The 21,489-nt window shown below is 54.4% G+C and carries 22 protein-coding genes; 14 read left to right on the top strand and 8 right to left on the bottom strand.

Annotated elements, in window-relative coordinates; genetic code table 11:
* Nucleotides 1-3: 3 nt before the first annotated feature.
* Nucleotides 4-486: a zinc ribbon-containing protein gene (locus tag WCC56_RS12020; RefSeq protein WP_424692595.1), complete on the bottom strand. Its 483-nt coding sequence runs from the start codon at nt 484-486 to the stop codon at nt 4-6.
* 212 nt (nt 487-698) lie between these two features.
* Between WCC56_RS12020 and leuS the strand changes: the two genes are divergently transcribed.
* The 13 genes from leuS to lipA all read left to right on the top strand — a co-directional run bounded on the left by leuS (nt 699) and on the right by lipA (nt 14,467).
* The gene (gene leuS, locus WCC56_RS12015) at nt 699-3,281 is read left to right on the top strand and encodes a leucine--tRNA ligase (RefSeq protein WP_424692594.1); all 2,583 of its coding nucleotides are present in this window, start codon (nt 699-701) and stop codon (nt 3,279-3,281) included.
* A 38-nt stretch (nt 3,282-3,319) separates the two neighbouring features.
* Nucleotides 3,320-4,060, top strand: a complete 741-nt coding sequence (lptE, locus tag WCC56_RS12010; protein ID WP_424692609.1) for an LPS assembly lipoprotein LptE — start codon at nt 3,320-3,322, stop codon at nt 4,058-4,060.
* Complete coding sequence (holA, locus tag WCC56_RS12005; protein WP_424692593.1) at nt 4,057-5,088, top strand: DNA polymerase III subunit delta; 1,032 nt, start codon at nt 4,057-4,059, stop codon at nt 5,086-5,088. The genes lptE and holA overlap by 4 nt, the downstream gene beginning before the upstream one ends.
* Nucleotides 5,081-5,737: a nicotinate-nucleotide adenylyltransferase gene (gene nadD / locus WCC56_RS12000; RefSeq protein ID WP_424692592.1), complete on the top strand. Its 657-nt coding sequence runs from the start codon at nt 5,081-5,083 to the stop codon at nt 5,735-5,737. The genes holA and nadD overlap by 8 nt, the downstream gene beginning before the upstream one ends.
* 119 nt (nt 5,738-5,856) lie before the next feature.
* The gene (gene rsfS / locus WCC56_RS11995; protein WP_041691943.1) at nt 5,857-6,174 is read left to right on the top strand and encodes a ribosome silencing factor; all 318 of its coding nucleotides are present in this window, start codon (nt 5,857-5,859) and stop codon (nt 6,172-6,174) included.
* Between the two features lie 3 nt (nt 6,175-6,177).
* Nucleotides 6,178-6,648, top strand: a complete 471-nt coding sequence (rlmH, locus tag WCC56_RS11990) for a 23S rRNA (pseudouridine(1915)-N(3))-methyltransferase RlmH (RefSeq protein ID WP_424692591.1) — start codon at nt 6,178-6,180, stop codon at nt 6,646-6,648.
* A gap of 34 nt (nt 6,649-6,682) precedes the next feature.
* A complete protein-coding gene (gene mrdA / locus WCC56_RS11985; RefSeq protein ID WP_424692590.1) occupies nt 6,683-8,587 on the top strand; it encodes a peptidoglycan DD-transpeptidase MrdA in 1,905 nt (634 codons plus the stop codon).
* Nucleotides 8,588-8,589: 2 nt separating this feature from the next.
* Nucleotides 8,590-9,702 carry a peptidoglycan glycosyltransferase MrdB gene (mrdB, locus tag WCC56_RS11980; RefSeq protein WP_424692589.1) on the top strand — a complete coding sequence of 371 codons (1,113 nt, stop codon included), beginning with the start codon at nt 8,590-8,592 and terminating at the stop codon, nt 9,700-9,702.
* A gap of 11 nt (nt 9,703-9,713) precedes the next feature.
* Nucleotides 9,714-10,850, top strand: a complete 1,137-nt coding sequence (gene rlpA, locus WCC56_RS11975; RefSeq protein ID WP_424692588.1) for an endolytic peptidoglycan transglycosylase RlpA — start codon at nt 9,714-9,716, stop codon at nt 10,848-10,850.
* Between the two features lie 139 nt (nt 10,851-10,989).
* Nucleotides 10,990-12,201, top strand: coding sequence for a D-alanyl-D-alanine carboxypeptidase DacA (dacA, locus tag WCC56_RS11970; RefSeq protein ID WP_424692587.1), 1,212 nt, complete (start codon nt 10,990-10,992; stop codon nt 12,199-12,201).
* Between the two features lie 131 nt (nt 12,202-12,332).
* Nucleotides 12,333-12,596, top strand: coding sequence for a DUF493 family protein YbeD (ybeD, locus tag WCC56_RS11965; RefSeq protein ID WP_013201269.1), 264 nt, complete (start codon nt 12,333-12,335; stop codon nt 12,594-12,596).
* 79 nt (nt 12,597-12,675) lie between these two features.
* Nucleotides 12,676-13,335 (top strand): lipoyl(octanoyl) transferase LipB, encoded by a 660-nt coding sequence (lipB, locus tag WCC56_RS11960; protein WP_424692586.1) that lies wholly within the window; start codon nt 12,676-12,678, stop codon nt 13,333-13,335.
* Nucleotides 13,336-13,501: 166 nt separating this feature from the next.
* Nucleotides 13,502-14,467, top strand: coding sequence for a lipoyl synthase (gene lipA, locus WCC56_RS11955; protein WP_424692585.1), 966 nt, complete (start codon nt 13,502-13,504; stop codon nt 14,465-14,467).
* Nucleotides 14,468-14,575: 108 nt separating this feature from the next.
* On the opposite strand, the gene tatE is transcribed toward lipA, so the two are convergent.
* The 6 genes from tatE to WCC56_RS11925 all read right to left on the bottom strand — a co-directional run bounded on the left by tatE (nt 14,576) and on the right by WCC56_RS11925 (nt 19,314).
* Nucleotides 14,576-14,782: a twin-arginine translocase subunit TatE gene (gene tatE, locus WCC56_RS11950; RefSeq protein ID WP_424692584.1), complete on the bottom strand. Its 207-nt coding sequence runs from the start codon at nt 14,780-14,782 to the stop codon at nt 14,576-14,578.
* Nucleotides 14,783-14,911: 129 nt separating this feature from the next.
* Nucleotides 14,912-15,682, bottom strand: coding sequence for an amino acid ABC transporter ATP-binding protein (locus tag WCC56_RS11945; RefSeq protein ID WP_424692583.1), 771 nt, complete (start codon nt 15,680-15,682; stop codon nt 14,912-14,914).
* Nucleotides 15,679-16,653, bottom strand: a complete 975-nt coding sequence (locus WCC56_RS11940) for an amino acid ABC transporter permease (RefSeq protein ID WP_424692582.1) — start codon at nt 16,651-16,653, stop codon at nt 15,679-15,681. The genes WCC56_RS11945 and WCC56_RS11940 overlap by 4 nt, the downstream gene beginning before the upstream one ends.
* Nucleotides 16,650-17,537, bottom strand: coding sequence for an ABC transporter substrate-binding protein (locus WCC56_RS11935; protein ID WP_424692581.1), 888 nt, complete (start codon nt 17,535-17,537; stop codon nt 16,650-16,652). The genes WCC56_RS11940 and WCC56_RS11935 overlap by 4 nt, the downstream gene beginning before the upstream one ends.
* Nucleotides 17,538-17,560: 23 nt before the next feature.
* Complete coding sequence (locus WCC56_RS11930) at nt 17,561-18,352, bottom strand: deaminated glutathione amidase (protein ID WP_424692580.1); 792 nt, start codon at nt 18,350-18,352, stop codon at nt 17,561-17,563.
* Nucleotides 18,353-18,354: 2 nt separating this feature from the next.
* Nucleotides 18,355-19,314, bottom strand: coding sequence for a nitrate ABC transporter substrate-binding protein (locus WCC56_RS11925; RefSeq protein ID WP_424692579.1), 960 nt, complete (start codon nt 19,312-19,314; stop codon nt 18,355-18,357).
* Nucleotides 19,315-19,451: 137 nt separating this feature from the next.
* On the opposite strand from WCC56_RS11925, the gene WCC56_RS11920 reads away from it, so the two are divergent.
* Nucleotides 19,452-20,810: a PLP-dependent aminotransferase family protein gene (locus WCC56_RS11920; protein WP_424692578.1), complete on the top strand. Its 1,359-nt coding sequence runs from the start codon at nt 19,452-19,454 to the stop codon at nt 20,808-20,810.
* Here WCC56_RS11920 and WCC56_RS11915 read toward each other — a convergent pair.
* Nucleotides 20,791-21,219 carry a GNAT family N-acetyltransferase gene (locus WCC56_RS11915; protein WP_424692577.1) on the bottom strand — a complete coding sequence of 143 codons (429 nt, stop codon included), beginning with the start codon at nt 21,217-21,219 and terminating at the stop codon, nt 20,791-20,793. The genes WCC56_RS11920 and WCC56_RS11915 overlap by 20 nt on opposite strands.
* Between the last annotated feature and the right edge of the window lie 270 nt (nt 21,220-21,489).

Genomic DNA, 21,489 nt, shown 5'->3' with positions numbered 1-21,489 from the left:
TCTTTAAGGTTCAAAAGGTTGCCGCTGGAACTGGTCGTTACCGCATTCCGGGCAGCGTGTCAGCGTTTCTGGGGTATAAATCGCCCGGGTAAACTGACACTGTTCACACACTAAATTCCCCAGACCGACCACCTCACCACTTTGATACACGCCATGATGATTCAGGTCCTGGAACACTTCGCGCCACTCTAACTGACTTTTGTCAGTGATATCAGCCAGCTCTTTCCACACGCTTTCCCGGATGATGCGCATAAACACGCTGTCGCCTGCATCATCCTGATTCTCGGTGTAGCTGCGGGCAAACTCCTCCAGATCCCGTCGGACGGCACGGGTGACATCCTCAATCTGGCTGCGGGTTAACTCCCCGCGATTGTTCATTCTCTGCCTGGCACTCTCTACCAAAGCATCAATATCATGCTCTCCCCGGTTGATCCTCTCGGTCAGCGAAGAGACCAGTTCACGATAGTACTGAGCGACCTTGTTCATTTTTTCTCCTTAACGTACCAATACGTTATGGAGTAATTCTAGCTTCGATCAAAAAATTGCACCTGACCAGCTGCCAAAATTGCCTGCTCTCTTCCAGCTTACAGAGAAATGCCGAATGTCTGGGCGGTTACTGTTGTTGCAGCAGGGGCGGATCAGCTATGCTATGCGGATCTGAACGAACTCATAAAGTTTACAAAGGACCACTGGCTGCCATGCAAGAGCAATACCGCCCGGAAGAGATAGAATCCCACGTCCAACAGCACTGGGATGAGAAGCAAACGTTCAAAGTGACCGAAGAGGAAGGTAAAGAGAAGTACTACTGCCTCTCCATGCTGCCCTATCCTTCTGGCCGCCTACATATGGGCCACGTTCGTAACTACACCATCGGTGATGTGATCTCCCGCTACCAGCGCATGCTGGGCAAGAACGTGTTGCAGCCAATCGGCTGGGATGCGTTTGGTCTGCCTGCGGAAGGCGCAGCGGTAAAAAACAACACGGCTCCAGCTCCATGGACCTACGACAACATTGCTTACATGAAGAACCAGCTTAAATTGCTGGGCTTCGGCTATGACTGGAACCGTGAGCTGGCAACCTGTCAGCCTGAGTACTATCGCTGGGAACAGTGGTTCTTCACCAAGCTGTATGAAAAAGGCCTGGTCTATAAGAAGACTTCAGCGGTTAACTGGTGCCCGACTGACCAGACGGTGCTGGCGAACGAACAGGTGATTGATGGCTGCTGTTGGCGCTGCGATACCAAAGTAGAACGCAAAGAGATCCCACAGTGGTTTGTTAAAATCACCGATTATGCTGATGAACTGTTGAATGACCTGGACACGCTGGAAAGCTGGCCTGAGCAGGTTAAAACCATGCAGCGTAACTGGATCGGCCGCTCTGAAGGGGTTGAAATCACCTTTGATGTGGCAGACAGCAGCGAAAAGCTGAGCGTCTACACCACCCGTCCTGACACCTTTATGGGCGTGACCTACCTGGCCGTGGCGGCGGGTCATCCGCTGGCAGCACAGGCCGCTGCGTCCAACCCGGCGCTGGCAGATTTTATCGCCGAATGCCGTAACACCAAGGTGGCCGAAGCGGAAATGGCGACCATGGAGAAAAAAGGCATGGCGACCGGCATGTTTGCCTTGCATCCGTTGTCCGGCGAGAAGCTGCCTGTCTGGGTCGCTAACTTTGTGCTGATGGAATACGGTACGGGCGCAGTCATGGCTGTTCCAGGCCACGACCAGCGTGACTGGGAGTTCGCCACTAAATACGCCCTTACTATCAAACCAGTGATCCTGAACGCGGATGGCAGCGAGCCGGACCTGACCGACTCGGCAATGACCGAGAAAGGCACGCTGTTCAACTCAGGCGAGTTTGATGGCCTGTCTTATGAAGACGGCTTCAACGCGATTGCTGAAAAACTGGCCGCCGAAGGCGTTGGCGAGCGTAAAGTGAATTACCGCCTGCGCGACTGGGGTGTTTCACGCCAGCGTTACTGGGGCGCACCAATCCCGATGGTGACGCTGGAAGACGGCACCGTAATGCCAACACCAGAAGATCAGCTGCCGGTTATCCTGCCAGAAGACGTGGTTATGGATGGCATCAACAGCCCAATCAAAGCCGATCCAGAGTGGGCAAAAACCACCGTTAACGGCCAGCCTGCGCTGCGCGAAACCGATACCTTTGATACCTTCATGGAATCATCCTGGTATTACGCGCGCTACACCTGCCCGGACTATGACAAAGGCATGCTGGACCCGGCTGCGGCTAACTACTGGCTGCCAGTAGACCAGTATGTTGGCGGTATCGAACACGCCATCATGCACCTGCTCTACTTCCGCTTCTTCCACAAACTGCTGCGTGACGCTGGCCTGGTTACCTCGAACGAACCTGCCAAGCGCCTGCTTTGCCAGGGCATGGTTCTGGCCGATGCCTTCTACTACCTTGGCACCAGCGGAGAGCGTAACTGGGTTTCCCCGGTGGATGTTACCCTGGAGCGTGATGAGAAAGGCCGCGTGACCAAAGCAACCGACGCAACTGGCCGTGAGCTGGTTTACGCCGGTATGAGCAAAATGTCGAAGTCGAAAAACAACGGCATTGACCCGCAGGTGATGGTTGAGCGCTACGGTGCGGATACCGTCCGTCTGTTTATGATGTTCGCTTCCCCTGCAGAAATGACCCTGGAATGGCAGGAATCCGGTGTGGAAGGCGCAAACCGCTTCCTGAAACGCGTCTGGAGACTGGCCTTCGAGCACAGCGAAAAAGGCCCGACCGTTGCACTGGATATCGCCAGCCTCAACGACGATCAAAAAACGCTGCGCCGCGAGCTGCACAAAACCATCGCTAAAGTGTCCGATGATATCGGTCGCCGTCAGACCTTCAATACCGCCATTGCGGCGATTATGGAGTTGATGAATAAGCTGACCCGTGCCCCGCAGGAAAGCGAGCAAGATCGCGCGCTGATGCAAGAAGCGCTGCAATCAGTGGTTCGTCTGCTGTATCCATTTACCCCTCATGCCTGCTTCTCGCTGTGGCAGGCTCTGGGTGGCGAAGGTGACGTAGACAACGCACCATGGCCGCAGGCGGATGAAGAAGCCATGGTGGAAGATTCTCTGCTGGTGGTGGTGCAGGTTAATGGTAAAGTGCGTGGCAAAATTACCGTTCCGGCTGATGCCACCAAGGAACAGGTTAAGGCTCGTGCATTGCAGGAGCACCTTGTTGCCAAGTACGTTGATGGCACCACCATTCGTAAAGAAATTTACGTACCGGGCAAATTACTTAACCTGGTCGTGGGTTGATGTCAGGAGGAATTGTGCGACATCCGATTTTATCTGTGATGCTGGGTCTTGCGGTGTTAGCCACCGCAGGTTGTGGCTTCCATCTGCGTGGGACCACTTCGGTCCCGACAGAAATGAAAACCATGATCCTGGACACCAACGATCCTTATGGCCCACTGACACGAGTTGTTCGTGAACAGTTGCGCCTGAATAACGTCACTGTCCTGGACGGAGCGACCGTAACGGCTGCGCAGGAAGGAACTACGGTAACGTCGCAAGATGGAACTGCCTCAGCAATGCAGGATGGGACCAACGTGCCTTCGCAGAGCAGCACTGAGGTACCTTCCCAGAGCAGTACTGAGGTTCCTTCCCAGAGCAGCACGACTGTGACGCCAGAAACCGATCCTGCACGCAAGAATATTCCTTCGTTACGCCTGTTGGGGGCGACTCAGGGCCGTGATACTGCCTCGATCTTCCAGGACGGGAAAACGGCTGAGTACTCAATGTACATGACCGTGCGTGCTCAGGTATTGGTGCCTAATAAAGGGATTTATCCAATCAGCGCGACCGTTTATCGTTCGTTCTTTGATAACCCGCTGGCAGCATTGGCGAAGGATTCTGAGCAGAACATTATCATTGAAGAAATGCGTACCCAGGCGGCTCAACAGCTGGTGCGTAAATTGTTGACGGTACATGCGGCTGAAGATGACCCTTCGATCAATACGCTCGACAATGCCCCGGCAGCCGTTGATCAGACCAACCCTGCTTCAGGCCTGCCAGACAGCTCACTGGCAAGATGATCAGGATTTACCCTGAGCAACTCAGCGCGCAGCTCCATGAGGGGCTGCGCGCTTGTTACATTCTGGCCGGTAACGAACCGCTTCTGTTGCAGGAATCTCAGGATGCCGTGCGGGCTGCTGCGCAAAAGCAGGCGTTTACCGAGCACTTCAGCGTCGTTATTGATGCTCACACAGACTGGAACGCGATCTTTTCTACGTGCCAGGCCTTAAGCCTGTTTGCCAGCCGTCAAACGCTGCTGCTGACGCTGCCAGAAAACGGCCCAAATGCGGCCATGGCAGAACAACTTGTCACCCTCTCCTCTTTGTTACATGCCGATATTCTGCTGATCTTGCGGGCGGCCAAACTGACCAAAGCGCAGGAGAACAGTGCCTGGTTCAAAGCGCTGAGCACCAGTGGCGTGTTAGTGCCCTGTCAGACGCCGGAACAGGCTCAGCTGCCACGCTGGGTGAGCACTCGCGCAAAGAGCCTCAAACTCAGCGTAGACGATGCCGCTGTTCAGCTGCTCTGCTACTGTTATGAAGGTAACCTGCTGGCGTTGGCCCAGGCGCTGGAACGGCTGTCGCTGTTATGGCCAGACGGAAAGCTAACTCTGCCAAGGGTTGAGCAAGCCGTCAACGATGCCGCTCACTTTACGCCTTTCCATTGGGTGGATGCGCTACTGGCGGGAAAAAGTAAACGGGCTCAACATATTTTGCGCCAGATGCAGGCGGAAGAGAGCGAGCCAGTGATCTTACTGCGCACCGTGCAAAGAGAACTGATGATGCTACTGACGTTACAACGGCAAATGGCAAAAACACCGATCAGAACCCTGTTTGACCAGCACCGCGTCTGGCAAAACCGCCGTCCTTTGTTCAGTGAGGCGCTGCAACGTCTTTCAACCCGGCAGTTAGCTCAGGCTATTCATCTACTGACCCGGATTGAGCTGACGCTGAAGCAGGATTATGGTCAGTCAGTCTGGTCAGATCTTGAAACGCTGTCGTTGCTGATCTGCCAGCCCTCTTTCCCCGAGCATTTCTGCGATGTCTGAGCCCGTAACCTTAGAAGCCTTGTTCGGTGGCACCTTTGATCCGATCCACTTTGGCCACCTGAGGCCAGTAGAAGTTCTGGCGACTCAGGTCGGGCTGAACAAGGTCACGTTATTGCCCAATAATGTGCCGCCTCATCGCCCGCAGCCGGAGGCCAGTCCTTCACAAAGGGTAGAGATGGTGAAACTGGCGATAGCGAACTCGCCGCTGTTCGCTGTGGATCTGCGAGAAATGCAGCGCGATACCCCGTCTTTCACCGTTGATACACTTGCGGAACTGCGCGCAGAACGGGGCGACAAACAGCCGCTGGCCTTCATCATCGGTCAGGATTCTTTGCTAACCTTACACAAATGGTCCCGCTGGGAAGAACTTCTTAGCCTGTGCCATTTACTGGTCTGCAAACGTCCGGGGTATGACAGCACGATGGAAACCCCTGCCTTACAGCGCTGGCTTGAAAATCATCAGACTCTCCGTGCTGAATCATTGCATCAGAAAGCCTGCGGTAAGATTTTCCTGGCTGAAACGCCGCTGGTCTCCATCTCCGCCACGGAAATTCGCGAGCGCCTGCACAGCGGGCAATCTTGCGATGATCTGATCCCTCCGGCAGTTTCGGCCTATATCCTTGCAGCAGGTTTATATCGCAAGCCCTGAGCTCGTGGTATACTTCGCCGCTAAATTTTCTGGAGTACTCCGGAAACATCATTTTTCGGTCATCCCCGCCGCAGGGCGCAGGACAACCGCTCCGACTAAAAAAACCCAAGGGGAACCTTTTGCAAGGTAAAGCACTCCAAGACTTCGTCATTGATAAATTAGACGATTTAAAAGGCCAGGACATCGTTGCTGTAGATGTTCAAGGCAAATCAAGTATCACCGATTGCATGATTATCTGCACCGGCACCTCCACTCGTCATGTGGCTTCTATTGCTGATCACGTTGTTCAGGAATCTCGTGCTGCAGGCGTTGAAACCTTTGCCGTTGCGGGTAAAGCCGCTGCAGACTGGGTTGTTGTCGATCTGGGTGAAGTGATTGTTCACGTCATGCAGGAAGAGAGCCGCCAGCTTTACGAACTCGAAAAGCTCTGGAACTAAGCTGTGAAATTGCAGTTGGTTGCCGTCGGCACCAAAATGCCGGACTGGGTGCAAACCGGATTCCTGGAGTATCTGCGTCGTTTTCCTAAAGACATGCCTCTGGAACTGACTGAAGTTCAGGCTGGCAAGCGCGGTAAAAATGCCGACATCAAACGCATTCTTGAAAAAGAGGGCGAAATGATGCTGGCAGCGACCGGCAAAGGGAACCGCATTGTTACCCTGGACATTCCAGGGCAGCCGTGGGAAACGCCCCATTTAGCCACTCAGCTTGAACGTTGGAAGCTGGATGGCCGTGATGTCAGCCTGCTGATTGGTGGACCGGAAGGTCTGTCTCCAGCTTGCAAAGCAGCCGCTGAGCAATGCTGGTCACTTTCCGCGCTTACCCTGCCCCATCCGCTGGTGCGGGTGCTGGTTGCGGAGAGTTTGTATCGTGCATGGAGCATCACAGCAAATCACCCTTACCATCGGGAATAGACCATAGGACCAACCGGATACACTTAAGCAGCGGATGAAATTACAACGTAACTCTTTTCGTGACTACACTGCCGAACAGTCTCTTTTTGTTCGTCGGGCGCTGATCGCTTTTATTGGCATTATCGTGCTTTCCGGTATCCTGGTGGTCAATCTGTACCACCTGCAAATTATTCGCTACACCGATTACAGTACTCGTTCCAACGACAACCGGATTAAACTGGTGCCTGTCGCTCCCAGCCGCGGGATTATTTTTGACCGCAACGGCCTGCCCCTTGCCCTGAACCGCACCATTTATCAGATTGAGCTGGTGCCCGAAAAGGTCGACGACCTTGAAAAGACCTTGCTTGCTCTGCGCCCCATTGTCGACTTAAGTGACGAAGACCTTGTCGCCTTTGAGAAAGAGCGTAAGCGTTCACGCCGCTTTACCTCTATCCCGGTTAAAACCGCGCTGAACGATGTGCAGGTCGCCCGTTTTGCCGTCAATCAGTACGCTTTCCCCGGCGTAGAAGTGAAAGGCTATCAACGCCGCTATTACCCTTATAACTCTGCCCTGACCCATGTGTTGGGGTATGTCTCCAAAATCAACGACCGTGATGTTGACCGCCTGGATAAAGAAGGCAAATGGCCAAACTATGCCGCCACGCACGATATCGGCAAGCTGGGTATCGAACGTTATTACGAAGATATGCTGCACGGCAAAACGGGCTATGAAGAAGTTGAAGTGAATAACCGTGGCCGGGTTATCCGTCAGCTGCACGAACAGTCCCCTCAGGCAGGCCAGGACATTTACCTGACCATTGACCTGAAACTGCAACAGTATATTGAAACACTGCTGGCTGGCAGTCGTGCTGCCGTGGTGGTTACCGACCCGCGCAATGGCGACATTCTGGCGATGGTTTCCATGCCAAGCTACGATCCCAACCTGTTTGTAGATGGCATCAGCAGTACCGACTACAACATGCTGCTGAATGACCCGAACCGGCCGCTGATAAACCGTGCGACTCAGGGTGCTTATCCCCCGGCTTCTACGGTAAAACCTTACATTGCGGTGTCAGCATTAACAGCGGGCGTCATCACCAAAAATACCAGCCTCTTTGATCCAGGATGGTGGCAGTTACCGGGCTCCGAGAAGCGCTTCCGTGACTGGAAACACTGGGGCCACGGTCGTCTTAACGTCACCAAATCTCTGGAAGAGTCTGCGGATACCTTTTTCTATCAGGTTGCTTACGACATGGGCATCGATCGCCTTGGCGAGTGGATGAACAAGTTTGGTTACGGGCACCTGACCGGGATTGACCTGACAGAAGAAACCCCAGGCAACATGCCAACCCGTGAATGGAAGCAGAAACGCTTCAAAAAGCCCTGGTATCAGGGTGACACCATTCCGGTGGGGATTGGCCAGGGTTACTGGACCGCTACGCCGGTGCAAATGAATAAAGCCATGATGACGCTCATCAACGATGGCGTGGTGAAAACCCCCCACCTGATGCAGTCTAACGTAGTGAATAACGTGCGCGTCCCTTATCGCCAGCCTGAATCGCCACCGATTGCCGACATTCATTCTGGCAACTGGGAAATCGCGAAAGATGGCATGTACGGCGTGGCGAACCGCCCGAACGGCACAGCCAGAAAAAGCTTCTCTGATGCGCCTTACAAGATTGCGGCTAAATCCGGTACTGCTCAGGTCTATGGCCTGAAAGCCAATGAAACTTACAACGCGCATAAAATCGCTGAACACCTGCGAGACCACAAGCTGATGACCGCCTTTGCTCCTTACGACAAGCCGCGTGTGGCTGTCACAATCATTTTGGAGAATGGCGGCGCAGGCCCGGCCGTAGGCACAATCATGCGCCAGATTCTGGACCATATTATGCTTGGTGATAACAATACCGACCTGCCGGACGCTGCCCCAGTGCCCTCCGGCTATGAGGGTGAATAGTCATGAACGATCGTCACCATAAACGCACCATCTGGACCAGGATTCATGTCGACCCGACATTCTTTATTCTGATCTTTGCCCTGCTGGTCTACAGCGCATTAGTGATCTGGAGCGCCAGTGGCCAGGATCCGGGCATGATGGAGCGTAAAATCGGCCAGATCGCCATGGGTGTGGTGATCATGCTGGTGATGGCGCAGATCCCGCCTCGCGTTTACGAAGGGTGGGCGCCCTATCTCTATATCATCACGGTGATCCTGCTGGTTGCCGTGGATGCGTTTGGCCACATCAGTAAAGGTGCGCAGCGTTGGCTGGATTTGGGCTTTGTGCGCTTCCAGCCCTCTGAGATTGCCAAAATAGCGGTTCCCCTGATGGTCGCGCGGTTTATCAACCGCGATGTCTGTCCGCCGACGCTAAAAAATACCGCTATAGCGCTGGTGCTGATCTTTATGCCTACGCTGCTGGTAGCGGCGCAGCCTGACCTGGGAACCTCCATTCTTATTGCCGCTTCGGGGCTGTTTGTTCTGTTCCTCTCCGGCATGAGCTGGAAGCTGATAGCGGTGGCTGTCCTAATGGTGGCGGCCTTTGTGCCGGTGCTGTGGTTCTTCCTGATGCATGACTATCAACGCGACCGTGTGATGATGTTACTGGATCCGGAGAGCGACCCGCTGGGCGCCGGTTATCACATTATTCAGTCTAAAATCGCCATTGGTTCTGGTGGGTTGCGCGGCAAAGGCTGGCTGCACGGCACTCAGTCCCAGCTGGAATTTTTACCCGAACGCCACACTGACTTTATCTTTGCCGTACTGGCTGAAGAATTAGGCCTGGTAGGGGTTCTGGTCCTGCTGTTACTCTACATTCTGGTCATTATGCGTGGCCTGATGATGGCGGCGCGGGCGCAAACCACCTTTGGCCGGGTGATGGCCGGTGGGTTAATGTTGATCTTCTTTGTGTATGTTTTCGTTAATATTGGTATGGTTAGCGGCATTCTCCCGGTGGTTGGGGTTCCCTTGCCGTTAGTCAGCTATGGCGGTTCGGCCCTGATTGTTCTGATGGCCGGGTTCGGCATTATTATGTCGATTCACACCCACCGAAAACTGTTGTCTAAGAGCGTTTAAGAGGCGTAAACATGCGTAAGGATTGGCTTTGGATTGGTCTGGCTTCAGTGTTGCTGGCAGCCTGTACAACCCCTGAACAGCAGCAGACAACTGCCCCGCAGCAGCCGGCTTATAACGGCCCGGTGGTGGAAATTGGCGGCGCAGAACCCCGTTATGAACCGCAGAACCCGGGCACCAGCCAGGATTATTCGGTCAATGGCAAGACTTACCGTATCGTCAAAGATCCCTCTAACTTCAGCGAAACTGGCCTGGCGGCCTGGTATGGCGACGAGGCTGGCGGCAACCGCACCGCAACGGGCGAGCAGTTTGATCCAAATGCAATAACCGCAGCGCATCCGACGTTGCCGCTGCCTAGTTACGTTCGCGTCACTAACCTGGCCAATGGTCGCCAGCTTGTGGTGCGCGTTAACGACCGAGGTCCTTATACGCCAGGACGGGTTATCGATCTGTCCCGTGCAGCGGGCGATCGCCTGAATATCTCGAACAACACCAAAGTTAAAATCGATTACATCAAAGTCGCCCCGGATGGCACGCTCTCAGGGCCTGGTACGATTGGCACCACCGTCGCCAAACAGAGCTATGCCTTACCGGCTCGTCCGGACATTGCTGGCGGCATGACGACAATGGGCGGCGGCATGACCACGATGGGTGGCGCAGCCGCCAGTGCAGCTGCACAACCTGATGCCAGCCAACAGCAGGCAGTCGAGTCACGCCCGGTTGATAACGCCAATGTGAACAGCGATGACAGCCTGGGCGCACCGGTGCGCAGCAGTGGATTTTTAGGCGCTGCACAGCCATTACCCTCGGGTGTGCTGGAAGGCAGTGAGCCTGTAGCCGCTCCTGTTGCTGCTCCGGCAGCGGCGGCCGTTGTTGCTGCACCAGCGGCGGCGGCCAGCCAACCTTCAGCCGCCGGTACCACCTATGTGGTTCAGGTCGGTGCTGTAGGCGATGCGAATAAAGCCAAAACATGGATGAATTCACTGAGCAAGCAGTTCGGTGTGCCGGGCGCTGTAGACAGCCACGGCAATGTTTACCGGGTTCAGCTGGGTCGTTTCACCTCTCGTCAGCAGGCTAGCGCCTTGCAGCAGAGGTTGTCGAGCGAAGCTAAGCTCTCTTCATTTATTACAGTCGCACCTAACGAAATGTAATACTGACCGGCACGTCGTGCGGGCTAACAGACTGAAAGTGCTGTTAACCTTGATGGTAAAGACGAGTGCCGGTCAGGACTGCTTTTGCTATAGTGAGTCACTTTTTTTAACTTAGCCGATGGATGTTGTAGTCCTTAACATGAACAATCTGACCTCCTACAAACTGATCAAACGCCTGACGGCAGGTTCGCTGATTGCCCTCAGCCTGACCTCCTTCGCCCACGCCGACGACGTGAACATTAAAACAATGATCCCAGGCGTGCCGGATATCGATGCGGAAGCCTACGTGCTGATTGACTACAACTCAGGCAAAGTGCTGGCAGAGAAAAATGCTGACGCTCGCCGTGATCCTGCCAGTCTGACCAAGATGATGACCAGCTATGTGATCGGTCAGGCGGTCAAAGCCGGTAAGATCAAACAGGATGACATGGTGACCGTGGGCAAAGATGCCTGGGCAACCGGCAATCCGGTATTCAAAGGCTCTTCTCTGATGTTCCTGAAGCCTGGTGACCGCGTAGCGGTTTCCGAGCTGACGCGCGGCATCGTGCTGCAATCCGGTAACGATGCCTGTGTGGCGATGGCCGACTATGTTGCCGGCAGCCAGGATGCGTTTGTTGGTCTGATGAACAACTACGTTAAAGCACTGGGCCTGCAGAACACCCACTTCCAGACGGTTCACGGTCTGGATGCTGATGGCCAGTACAGTTCAGCGCGTGATATGGCGCTGATTGGCCGTTCGCTGATCCGTGATGTTCCGGATGAGTATGCGGTGTACAAAGAAAAAGAATTCACCTTCAACAACATCCGCCAGATGAACCGTAACGGTCTGCTGTGGGATACCAGCCTGCAGGTTGACGGCATCAAAACCGGCCACACTGAAGCCGCTGGCTATAACCTGGTTGCCTCGGCTACTGAAGGTCAGATGCGTCTGATCTCGGCGGTAATGGGCGGACACACCTACAAAGGCCGCGAAACCGAAAGCAAAAAACTGCTGACCTGGGGCTTCCGTTTCTTTGAAACTGTAGCGCCACTGAAAGCAGGTAAAGAGTTTGCTTCTGAGCCAGTCTGGTTCGGTACCAGTGACCGTGTACAGCTGGGTGTAGAAAAAGACGTCTTCCTGACCATTCCTCGTGGCCGCATGAAAGATCTGAAAGCCAGCTATACGCTGAGCAACACAGAGCTGCATGCGCCGCTGGCTAAAAATCAGGTTGTTGGCACCATCAACTTCCAGCTCGATGGCAAAACCATTGAACAGCATCCGCTGGTTGTGCTGAACGATATGCAGGAAGGCAACTTCTTCGGACGCATCGTCGATTACATTAAGCTGATGTTCCATCACTGGTTTGGCTAACCCCTTCACGCCGTTAAGCATCCGGGCAGCAATGTCCCCTTGATTTCGGCGTGAATGCACCCCATATTTGAGTCATCTGTAGACTCCCGCTACGTAGCGGGAGTCTTTGTTTTGGTGTTACCGGAGCCCCTATGAAAACCAATCTTAAAGAACTGCTCGAATTCCCAACTCCGTTTACTTACAAAGTAATGGGGCTGGCGCAGCCGGAACTGGTTGATCAAGTAGTTGAAGTTGTTCAGCGCCATGCGCCGGGTGACTACTCTCCGGACGTGAAGCCAAGCAGCAAAGGCAACTATCACTCCGTCTCAATCACCATTACCGCCACCCACATTGAACAAGTGGAAACGCTGTATGACGAGCTGGGCAAAATCGAAATTGTCCGTATGGTGCTGTAAAATCTCTTCCTGACAGAGGGCATGAATTTGCTCTTTGTCAGCGTTATACTGCCTCTCTGTTCTCAACAGGACTGACGTTTTGCCTCACGATACCCTACTCATCCGCCAGCTGGGCTTGCAGCCCTGGGCACCCATCTCTCAAGCCATGCATGACTTCACTGACCAGCGCGGTGAGACGACTGCCGATGAAATCTGGCTGGTAGACCATCAACCGGTCTTTACCCAAGGCCAGGCGGGCAAAGCAGAACATCTGCTGGGGCCGGGGGATATTCCGGTAATGCAAAGCGATCGCGGTGGTCAGGTGACTTATCACGGGCCGGGTCAGCAAATCATGTATGTGATGATCAACCTGAAGCGGCGGAAAATTGGCGTCAGACAACTGGTCACCGCGCTTGAAGACACGGTGATAGCCACCCTCGCCCATTTTGGCGTTGAAGCGGCAGCCAGAGCCGATGCGCCAGGCGTTTATGTCCAGGGTAAAAAGATCTGCTCACTGGGGTTACGCATTCGTAACGGCTGCTCTTTCCATGGCCTGGCGCTGAATATCGAGATGGATCTGTCGCCGTTTCTGCGCATCAATCCCTGTGGTTACGCCGGCCTTGAGATGACTCAGCTAAGCGAGTTAAAAGCAGGCGTGACGCTGGCCGATGTTCAGCCATTGCTGATTGAGCATTTCGCCAGACTGTTGAACATCAGTGATATTCGTTGGGAAGCAGCCTCTCCCCTCGCCGGAAAGTAACCGTCCGTGCGGATTTACAATTCCGTCACATTTAATCGGTCTGGCTGGCTGAAACTGTGGCGCTGAGATGATATAATTTTTGCGCTTTATCAAAAAAAGTTGAACACAAGATCACTTATTTGAGTTTTATGCGGATCGCGCATGCCAACCTGGAACTTGCAAGATTATGAGTAAACCCATTCAGATGGAACGTGGTGTTAAATACCGCGATGCAGACAAGATGGCTCTTATCCCGGTGAAAACCGTGGTGACCGAGCGCACGGAGATTTTACGCAAGCCGGAGTGGATGAAAATCAAACTCCCCGCGGACTCCAGCCGCATCCAGGGCATCAAAGCTGCGATGCGTAAAAATGGCCTGCACTCCGTCTGTGAAGAGGCTTCCTGCCCTAACCTTGCAGAATGTTTCAACCACGGTACTGCCACCTTTATGATCCTGGGCGCTATCTGTACCCGTCGCTGTCCGTTCTGCGACGTGGCACATGGCCGTCCGGTGATGCCGGATCAGAATGAGCCGCTGAAGCTGGCTCAGACCATTGCTGATATGGCTCTGCGCTATGTGGTGATCACCTCTGTTGACCGTGACGACCTGCGTGACGGCGGCGCTCAGCACTTCGCAGACTGCATTACCGCCATCCGCGAAAAGAACCCGACGATTAAGATTGAAACCCTGGTGCCAGACTTCCGTGGCCGTATGGACCGTGCGCTGGAAATCCTCACCGCCACGCCGCCAGACGTGTTTAACCACAATATGGAAAACGTGCCACGCGTGTACCGTCAGGTTCGCCCTGGCGCTAACTATGACTGGTCACTGAAGCTGCTGGAGCGTTTCAAAGAAGCGCATCCGGACGTGCCGACCAAATCCGGCCTGATGGTTGGCCTGGGCGAAACGAACGCCGAGATCGTTGAAGTGATGCGCGATCTCCGTCGCCACGGCGTTACGATGCTGACTTTAGGCCAGTATTTGCAGCCCAGCCGTCACCACCTGCCGGTTCAGCGCTATGTCAGCCCTGCTGAGTTTGATGAGATGAAAGAAGCGGCAATGGACATGGGCTTTACCCATGCAGCCTGCGGACCGTTTGTCCGTTCTTCTTATCATGCGGATATGCAGGCGAAAGGCCTGGAAGTGAAATAAGCTACCGGGGCGGGTTCACTCGCCCTGCGTTACAATAATTTACATTATTGCAACAGAAACAAAAAACGGATGACCTGGTCATCCGTTTTTTTATGCCTGTGCGGGCGATCAATCTTTGTGAACAACCTGCTCAACCGGCTTTTCGTCTACGACTGGCGCTTTTTTAGCGGAAGTGTCGTCGTCGCTCATTGCCTTTTTAAAGCCTTTGATCGCTGACCCCAGATCGCCACCGAGGGAACGTAACTTATTGGTTCCAAACAGCAACACGATCAGAGCACCGATAATCAGCAGTTTTGCAATACTGATACCTTCCATACACACCTTCTTTTTTAACCTGACCAATACCAAGGCCAATCACGATAACCTGTATTAACGCGCAGATCATCGGTCAATACAACCGCAATCTGTAACAGAGTTTTCTGTGCAGATTGCGGACGAATACGCTCAGATAAAGCGGCTAAGGAAAACCTGGAATCGGGGATGCTCAGGATTCACTAAGACCTTCTCAGGAGGCCCCTGCTCAACCACCACACCGCCATCCATAAAGACCACCCGATCGGCTGCTTCACGGGCAAAACCAATCTCATGCGTAACCACCACCATCGTTAACCCCTGGTCGGCCAGCGTGCGCATGGTTGCCAGCACTTCGCCCACCAGCTCAGGATCTAACGCCGAAGTCGGTTCATCAAACAGCATCAGCTTGGGACGGATAGCCAGGGCACGGGCAATCGCCACGCGCTGTTGCTGTCCACCCGACAGATGGCGAGGCCAGGCATCGGCTTTGTCAGTCAAGCCCACCGTTGCCAGCAGCTCTTTAGCGTGACGGGTAGCCTCTTCGCGCGACTCTTTATGCACGCCAATCGGCGCCTCGATAATATTCTGTAGCACGGTCATATGGGGATAGAGATTGAACTGCTGAAACACCATGCCTATTTCCTGACGCTGGCGGTCAATCTTACGGGCCGAAAGACGCTGTAAGATGCCCTGTTTCAGCTCATAGCCAATCTGCTGCCCGCCCACCATAATCGAGCCAGCATTCATATCTTCAAGGTGGTTAATGCAGCGCAGGAAGGTAGATTTACCCGATCCCGAAGGTCCAAGGATCACCACCACTTCACCAGGCATCACATCCAGATCGATGCCTTTGAGCACTTCATTATCACCGTAACTTTTTTGCACGTTACGCGCCCGAACCAGCGGCTGTACTTCGCTCATACATCCTCCTTACGGACTAACGGACGGTTAACCCTCGGCGTGGTTTTGCTGTCTGCAGCGGGCTGCCGACGTTTAGTAGCCGAAACAGAGCGACGAACGCCTCTGGAGTAATAACGCTCGATGAAAGACTGCCCCACGTTGAGGATTGAGGTGATAAACAGATACCAGATCACCGCTACCATCAGCATTGGGATCACCTCAAAGGTGCGGTTATAGACCGACTGAACGGAATACAGCAGGTCGCCCATCGCGATCACGCTCACCAGCGAGGTCGCTTTAATCATGCTGATTAACTGGTTACCGGTCGGAGGAATAATCGAACGCATCGCCTGAGGAATGATGATCCGGCGCAGTGCGCGAGCCCGGCTCATCCCAAAAGCCTGAGTCGTTTCGACCTGACCGTTATCCACTGACTGCAGTCCGGCCCGGATGATCTCCGCCATATAAGCCGCTTCATTCAGCGCCAGCCCGGCAATTGCAGCGGTTAACGGGGTGATCAAATCGTTGGTGTTCCAGCTGGCAAAAACCGGGCCATCAAACGGAATACCCAGCGTAATCTTCGGGAACAGCGTCGACATGTTGTACCAGAAAATCAGCTGAACCAGCAGCGGCGTGCCACGAAAGAACCAGATATACAGCCCGGAAAGGCCTCGCATAAGACGGTTATCAGACAGACGAGCTACCGCTAACAGCAGGCCTAAGAACGTCCCGAGGACCATTGAAACCACTGTCAGGCCTAGCGTCACTTTTAACCCGCTCAGCACCGAGCCCTCGGTGAACCACTGCAGCACCACCTGCCACTCAAAATTGGGGTTAGTGGCCACCAGCCAGCTAAAGTTGGCGGCGATCACCAGCACCACAATCCATGAGGCCAGGCGTCCGTAACGCGGTGCGCTGCGGGCAAAAGCCACGTCGCGCTGTTGCACGTCTGCCCTTTCCCTGGCTCGTGAATCCGTGGTGCTTTTTGTCATTTCGCTACCCCTTTCGCCAGGTTAACCCCCGGAGCGGTGATCATATTGCCCTCCAGCTTCCATTTTTTCATGATGGCGGCGTAGGTGCCGTTAGCGAACAGCGCTTTGTAACCGTCGAGTACCACTTTGCCCAGTTCAGAATCTTTCGGCACCACGGTGCCCTGGAAGATATCGCCAAAGCCATTTTTGTTGCCCTGACCGGTTAACTCCAGCTGGCCATGCGCCTGGTCTACGAAGTACACCAAAGGCGCCTGGGAAGAGAAGAAAGCATCTGAGCGCTTAGAGCGTACGGCCAGAATCGAAGAAGGCTGATCGGTGAACGACTGAACGGTCACCGCCGCTTTGCCAGCATCCGTACAAACCTGAGACTGCTTGCGGATCACCTGCTCAGCCGATCCGGCCGCCATTACCGCAATGCGCTTGCCACAGGTATCCTCCAGGCCATTGATTTTCGAGGGATTACCCTTCTGCACAGCAAACACCACAAACTCCTGCACGAAGTCGATAAAGTCATTTTTTGCCTGGCGATCCGGATAGTCGCCGATCGGACCGATAGCCAACTGATAGCGGCCCGATTTAATGCCAGCCAACACGCCTGACAGCCCACTTACCGTGGCATGTTCAATTTTGATGCCCAGCAATTGCGCCAGCGCTTCCGTCAAATCAGCGGAAGCCCCACTCATGGTGGTCGGCCCTTCAACGATCTCATAAGGCGGGAATGAACCGTTATTCACCGAGGTCATTTTTCCTGCTGATTTGATATCAGCCGGTAAACGGTCGTGTAATGCCTGATCGATTTTCTGAGCAAGAATGGCGTCTGCAGCCTGGGCAAAGCCAGCACTTAATCCCAAGGCCAGTGCAATGGCGGTCGCTGTCTTTTTCATTATAAATTTCCCCGGTGTCTTGTTTATTTGTTCAGTTCAGGACGAGCAAAACGGCGATTTTCCAACACCGGCAGCACGTGGCGCGCATGCGCAATACGGGCCGGATCTAAATCAGCAAAGACCAGCGCAGGGGCTTCGGACGCTTTCGCAATCGCCACACCGAGCGGATCAACAACCAGGCTGTTACCGATATTGCGTGGGCCACATTCACCCACCGCGACCATGTAACAGGTGTTCTCCAGGGCACGAGCAGTGACCAGCACTTCCCAATGCATCTCTTTCAACGGGCCTTTGACCCAGGCAGCAGGCAGTACCAGCACATCAGCACCGTCCAGCACCAGGCGCCGAGCCTGTTCAGGGAAACGGACGTCATAACAGGTCATCAGGCCGACTTTCATCCCGGCGACTTCAACCAGTGGCGGCACTTCATTGCCTGCCGTCACGTTGCGGGATTCCTGCATCGCAAAGGCATCATAAAGATGCAGCTTGTCATAACGGGCAACGATCTCGCCGTTACGGATGGCGATCAGCACGTTCAGCGCGCGGCCATCTGGCGTAGGCACATGGACGGTCATCATCGTCGTCAGGTGATTACCGCGGCTGGCGGCATAGACTTCGGTCAGGAACGGGCCATCTAATGGCTGGGCGGCTTTCAGCACCAAATCGGGATCGGCGATATCACGGGCCAGCACACCTTCCGGCAAAACCAGCAAATCTGCGCCGCCGGCCAGAGCCTTTGCCATTAAACCGGTACAAGTAACGGCATTTTCCTGCCACTCACGGCTGACCGCGAACTGTCCTAATGCAACTTTCATTCTTATGCTCCTTTCTTCACGGCCGGGAACAGATCCTCAGGCGTGAGGCAGTGAGAAGTGATTCCCTGCTCAAAAAGTTCGGTGCCGAAGTCGGCAATCATCTTCTTGTTAGCGTCAAAACCGTTCGCGTTCCAGTCGACAGGTAAATCCTGCGCGGTGCGTCGCAAATCATCCAGTAACCACGGGGTGGTGTCGGCATACTTTTCGCGTTTGTCGTTCCACATCTTCGCCGACAGATCGATCAGTTCGCTCAGCTGCTGAGGGAGGTCAGGATGGGCTTCGGCAAACGACGATTTAAAGGCCAGCAGGTGATGGCCAGGGATATAGCCAACACGGTTGAAGTAGTCCAGTTCTGCCTGGCGGAAATCAGTCTGCAACTGGCGCAGGCCAGACCCTTTCAGGAAGAAACCTTGTGGCATAAATGGCGTAAATACGGCATCCAGCTCGCCTGCACGCAGCAGGTCGATCAGCGGATGTTCGCCAGGTGCTGCCTCAATCCGGCCCGGACGACCGAAGCCGTTCAGACGGTCTACTATTGGGTGGTCAGCCGTCAGGCGGCCAGCAAACCAGTAAGCATCATCGATATCCACACCGGCTTCACGCAGCACTGCGCGGGTCCAGGTATTCCCGGAGTCCTGCCAGCCAGTCACGCCAATTTTGGCGCCCTTCAGCTGCTGCAGAGAAACAATTGGGTTGTCTTCCGTGGTAATGATGCAACGCTGACGGAAGCCGCGCATCAGCACATGGGGCAGTGCCAGCAAAGAGGTGTCACCTTTTGCCCTGCCCTGAGCATAGCGACTGAACGAAATCTCTGCCGCGTCATACTCGTTACTGGTCGCCAGGTCGCCTACCAGCGTGCCAACCCGATGAACCTCCAGGGCAAAGCCTTCCGGCTTGACGTCGCCCAGTGCCAGCGGCGTGAAGTAATCCCAATCTCTTACTGCCAGTCTGATCGTGACCATCTTGATTCTCTCTCTGCCCTGAACAGCGCGCCGGTACGGGGCGCATAATTTGTGTGCAATTACTGCTTGAATTCGATACTAGATCGATAATAATAGCTGTACAATAATTTCTTTGTTACTGAACAAACGGATTTCTTATGACCTCAACGCTGGACTTACAGTGGTTTGCTGAACGCCTTACAGATGCCTCGGTAAAAGGGATTGCAGGGGTAACGGCTGGTCTTATCCGCGAGGGACAAATTCCTGTCGGAACGCATCTGCCCTCAGTGCGTAACCTGGCTGAAGCCTTAGGCGTGAGTCCGGCAACCGTCTCCGCTGCCTGGGGGCAGTTAAAACGGCAAAAAGTGATAGCCGGTAAAGGCAGAAGCGGCGTGTGGGTTTGTGGTGATAACGTTACGCCAAGACCGGTGCGTTTTGAGAAGATAGGTAACTATGGCGACAATATCCGCGCCGATCTGGCTATGGCTTCGCCCGATCCCGCGTTGATGCCAGACTTGCAGGAAGCGATGCGGCAAGGGGTTTTGTGTCCGCAGCTCAACAGCTACCAGCGCGATCCCATCTCTCAACCGCTGCTGGAGGCGATCAAACCTGACTGGCCCTACGCTGCCGAAGCCTGGCTGGCGACCGACGGCGGGTTTGATGCGATGAACTGCATTATGCAGACGCTGTTTTCACCCGGGGAAAAGGTCATCATCGAGGATCCCACTGCCACCAGGCTGCTGGACATGCTGGACAATATTGGGGCGGAAGTGATGCCGCTGGCCTGCGATGAACAGGGCCCGTTACCGGGCGCATTGGCGATGCTGCTGAACAAAGGCGCCACCGCCTTCCTCTATCAGCCCAGAACCCACTCAGCTACCGGACACACGGTCAGTGAAGCGCGAAGTGAAGCGTTAGCGAAAGTGCTGGTCGGCACCAGAACGCTGATTGTAGAAGATGATGGTATTGGCGAACTGTCCGCGCATCCGGTCTGGAGCCTGGGACGCTATTTCCCGGAGAGAACGCTACATGTCCGCTCCTATTCGAAGGCTTATGGACCCGATCTGCGGCTGGCGGTGCTTTCTGGCCCGGCGGCCCACATAAAGCGCATTCAGTCATGGCGCAATTTTGGCGCAGGCTGGACCAGCCGCATTTTACAGCAGGCCGTGGCCTGGATGTTGAAGGATCCCGCCACTCAGCAACAGCTTCAGCAGGCGAAAACGATCTACGCTCAGCGTCGCCGCCAGCTGCTTACCGCTCTGGCCAAAAGAGGACTTGAACTGCCGGATCGCGATGGCCTGAGCCTCTTTATACCGGTGCAGTCAGAACAGTTTGCGATGATTACCCTGGCGGCAAGAGGCATTGCCGTGCTGCCTGGGGAACGCTGCCGCATCGGAGGGATTCAGTTTATCCGCGTCAGCATCTCAATGCTCCAGAGTGAACGCATTGAGAGTATTGCCGACGCTCTGCTACTGGCCTGTGGGCTGGAGCAGAAGATTACTCATTCAGGTCTTTGATCAGATACCGCGGAGATTCACTGTAGCCTTCACGGGCATAAAATGCGTTGGCTTTGATACGGTGCTCATTGCAGTGGACCTCCATCCGGTCACAGCCTCGTTGCTTTGCCACTTGTTCTGCATGCTGCAACAACTGCTGACCAGCTCCCTTGCTGCGCTCTCCTTCTGCAATGCAGAAATAGCTGACGCGCGCAAAGTCTCCGGCCAGTGCCAGCTGCGGGATAAAGTGCAAAGAAAGGAATCCGAGAACCGTACTGCCGTGCACGGCAACCAGCAGTTCTTCAGTCCGGTCATCAATCAGTTGGGTCAGGCGCCGTTCAATAAATCCCTCAGTATTCTCATAGCCCAGTTCGGCTAACAGAGCACTCAGGGCAAAACTGTCTTTGGCTTCCGCCAGACGGATTTTCATCACGCTTCCTCCACATATGGGCCTGTGGTTGGCCCTCTCGCCTATGTTTATAGCTTGCCCAACAGGATAAGCAAGTGTCAGAAAACAGGTCGATGTTACAGAGCGACAGCCGCGCTATCTGCCAGCAGGCTACCCGCTGCGATTCTGTCGGCCAAAACAGGTTTATTAATGTTTCCTTAATAATGTTTCGCCACACTCTTTGAAATAACCTGCCAAAGAGATGACCCGATGAATGCCTTACCAAAATCATTCAGTGAAGCTGTTGCCGTA

The sequence above is a fragment of the Erwinia sp. genome (assembly GCF_049696395.1).
In the GTDB taxonomy this organism is placed as follows: domain Bacteria; phylum Pseudomonadota; class Gammaproteobacteria; order Enterobacterales; family Enterobacteriaceae; genus Erwinia.
Note: the sequence above shows the minus strand (reverse complement) of the source record. Positions and strands in the feature narration are given on the sequence as shown.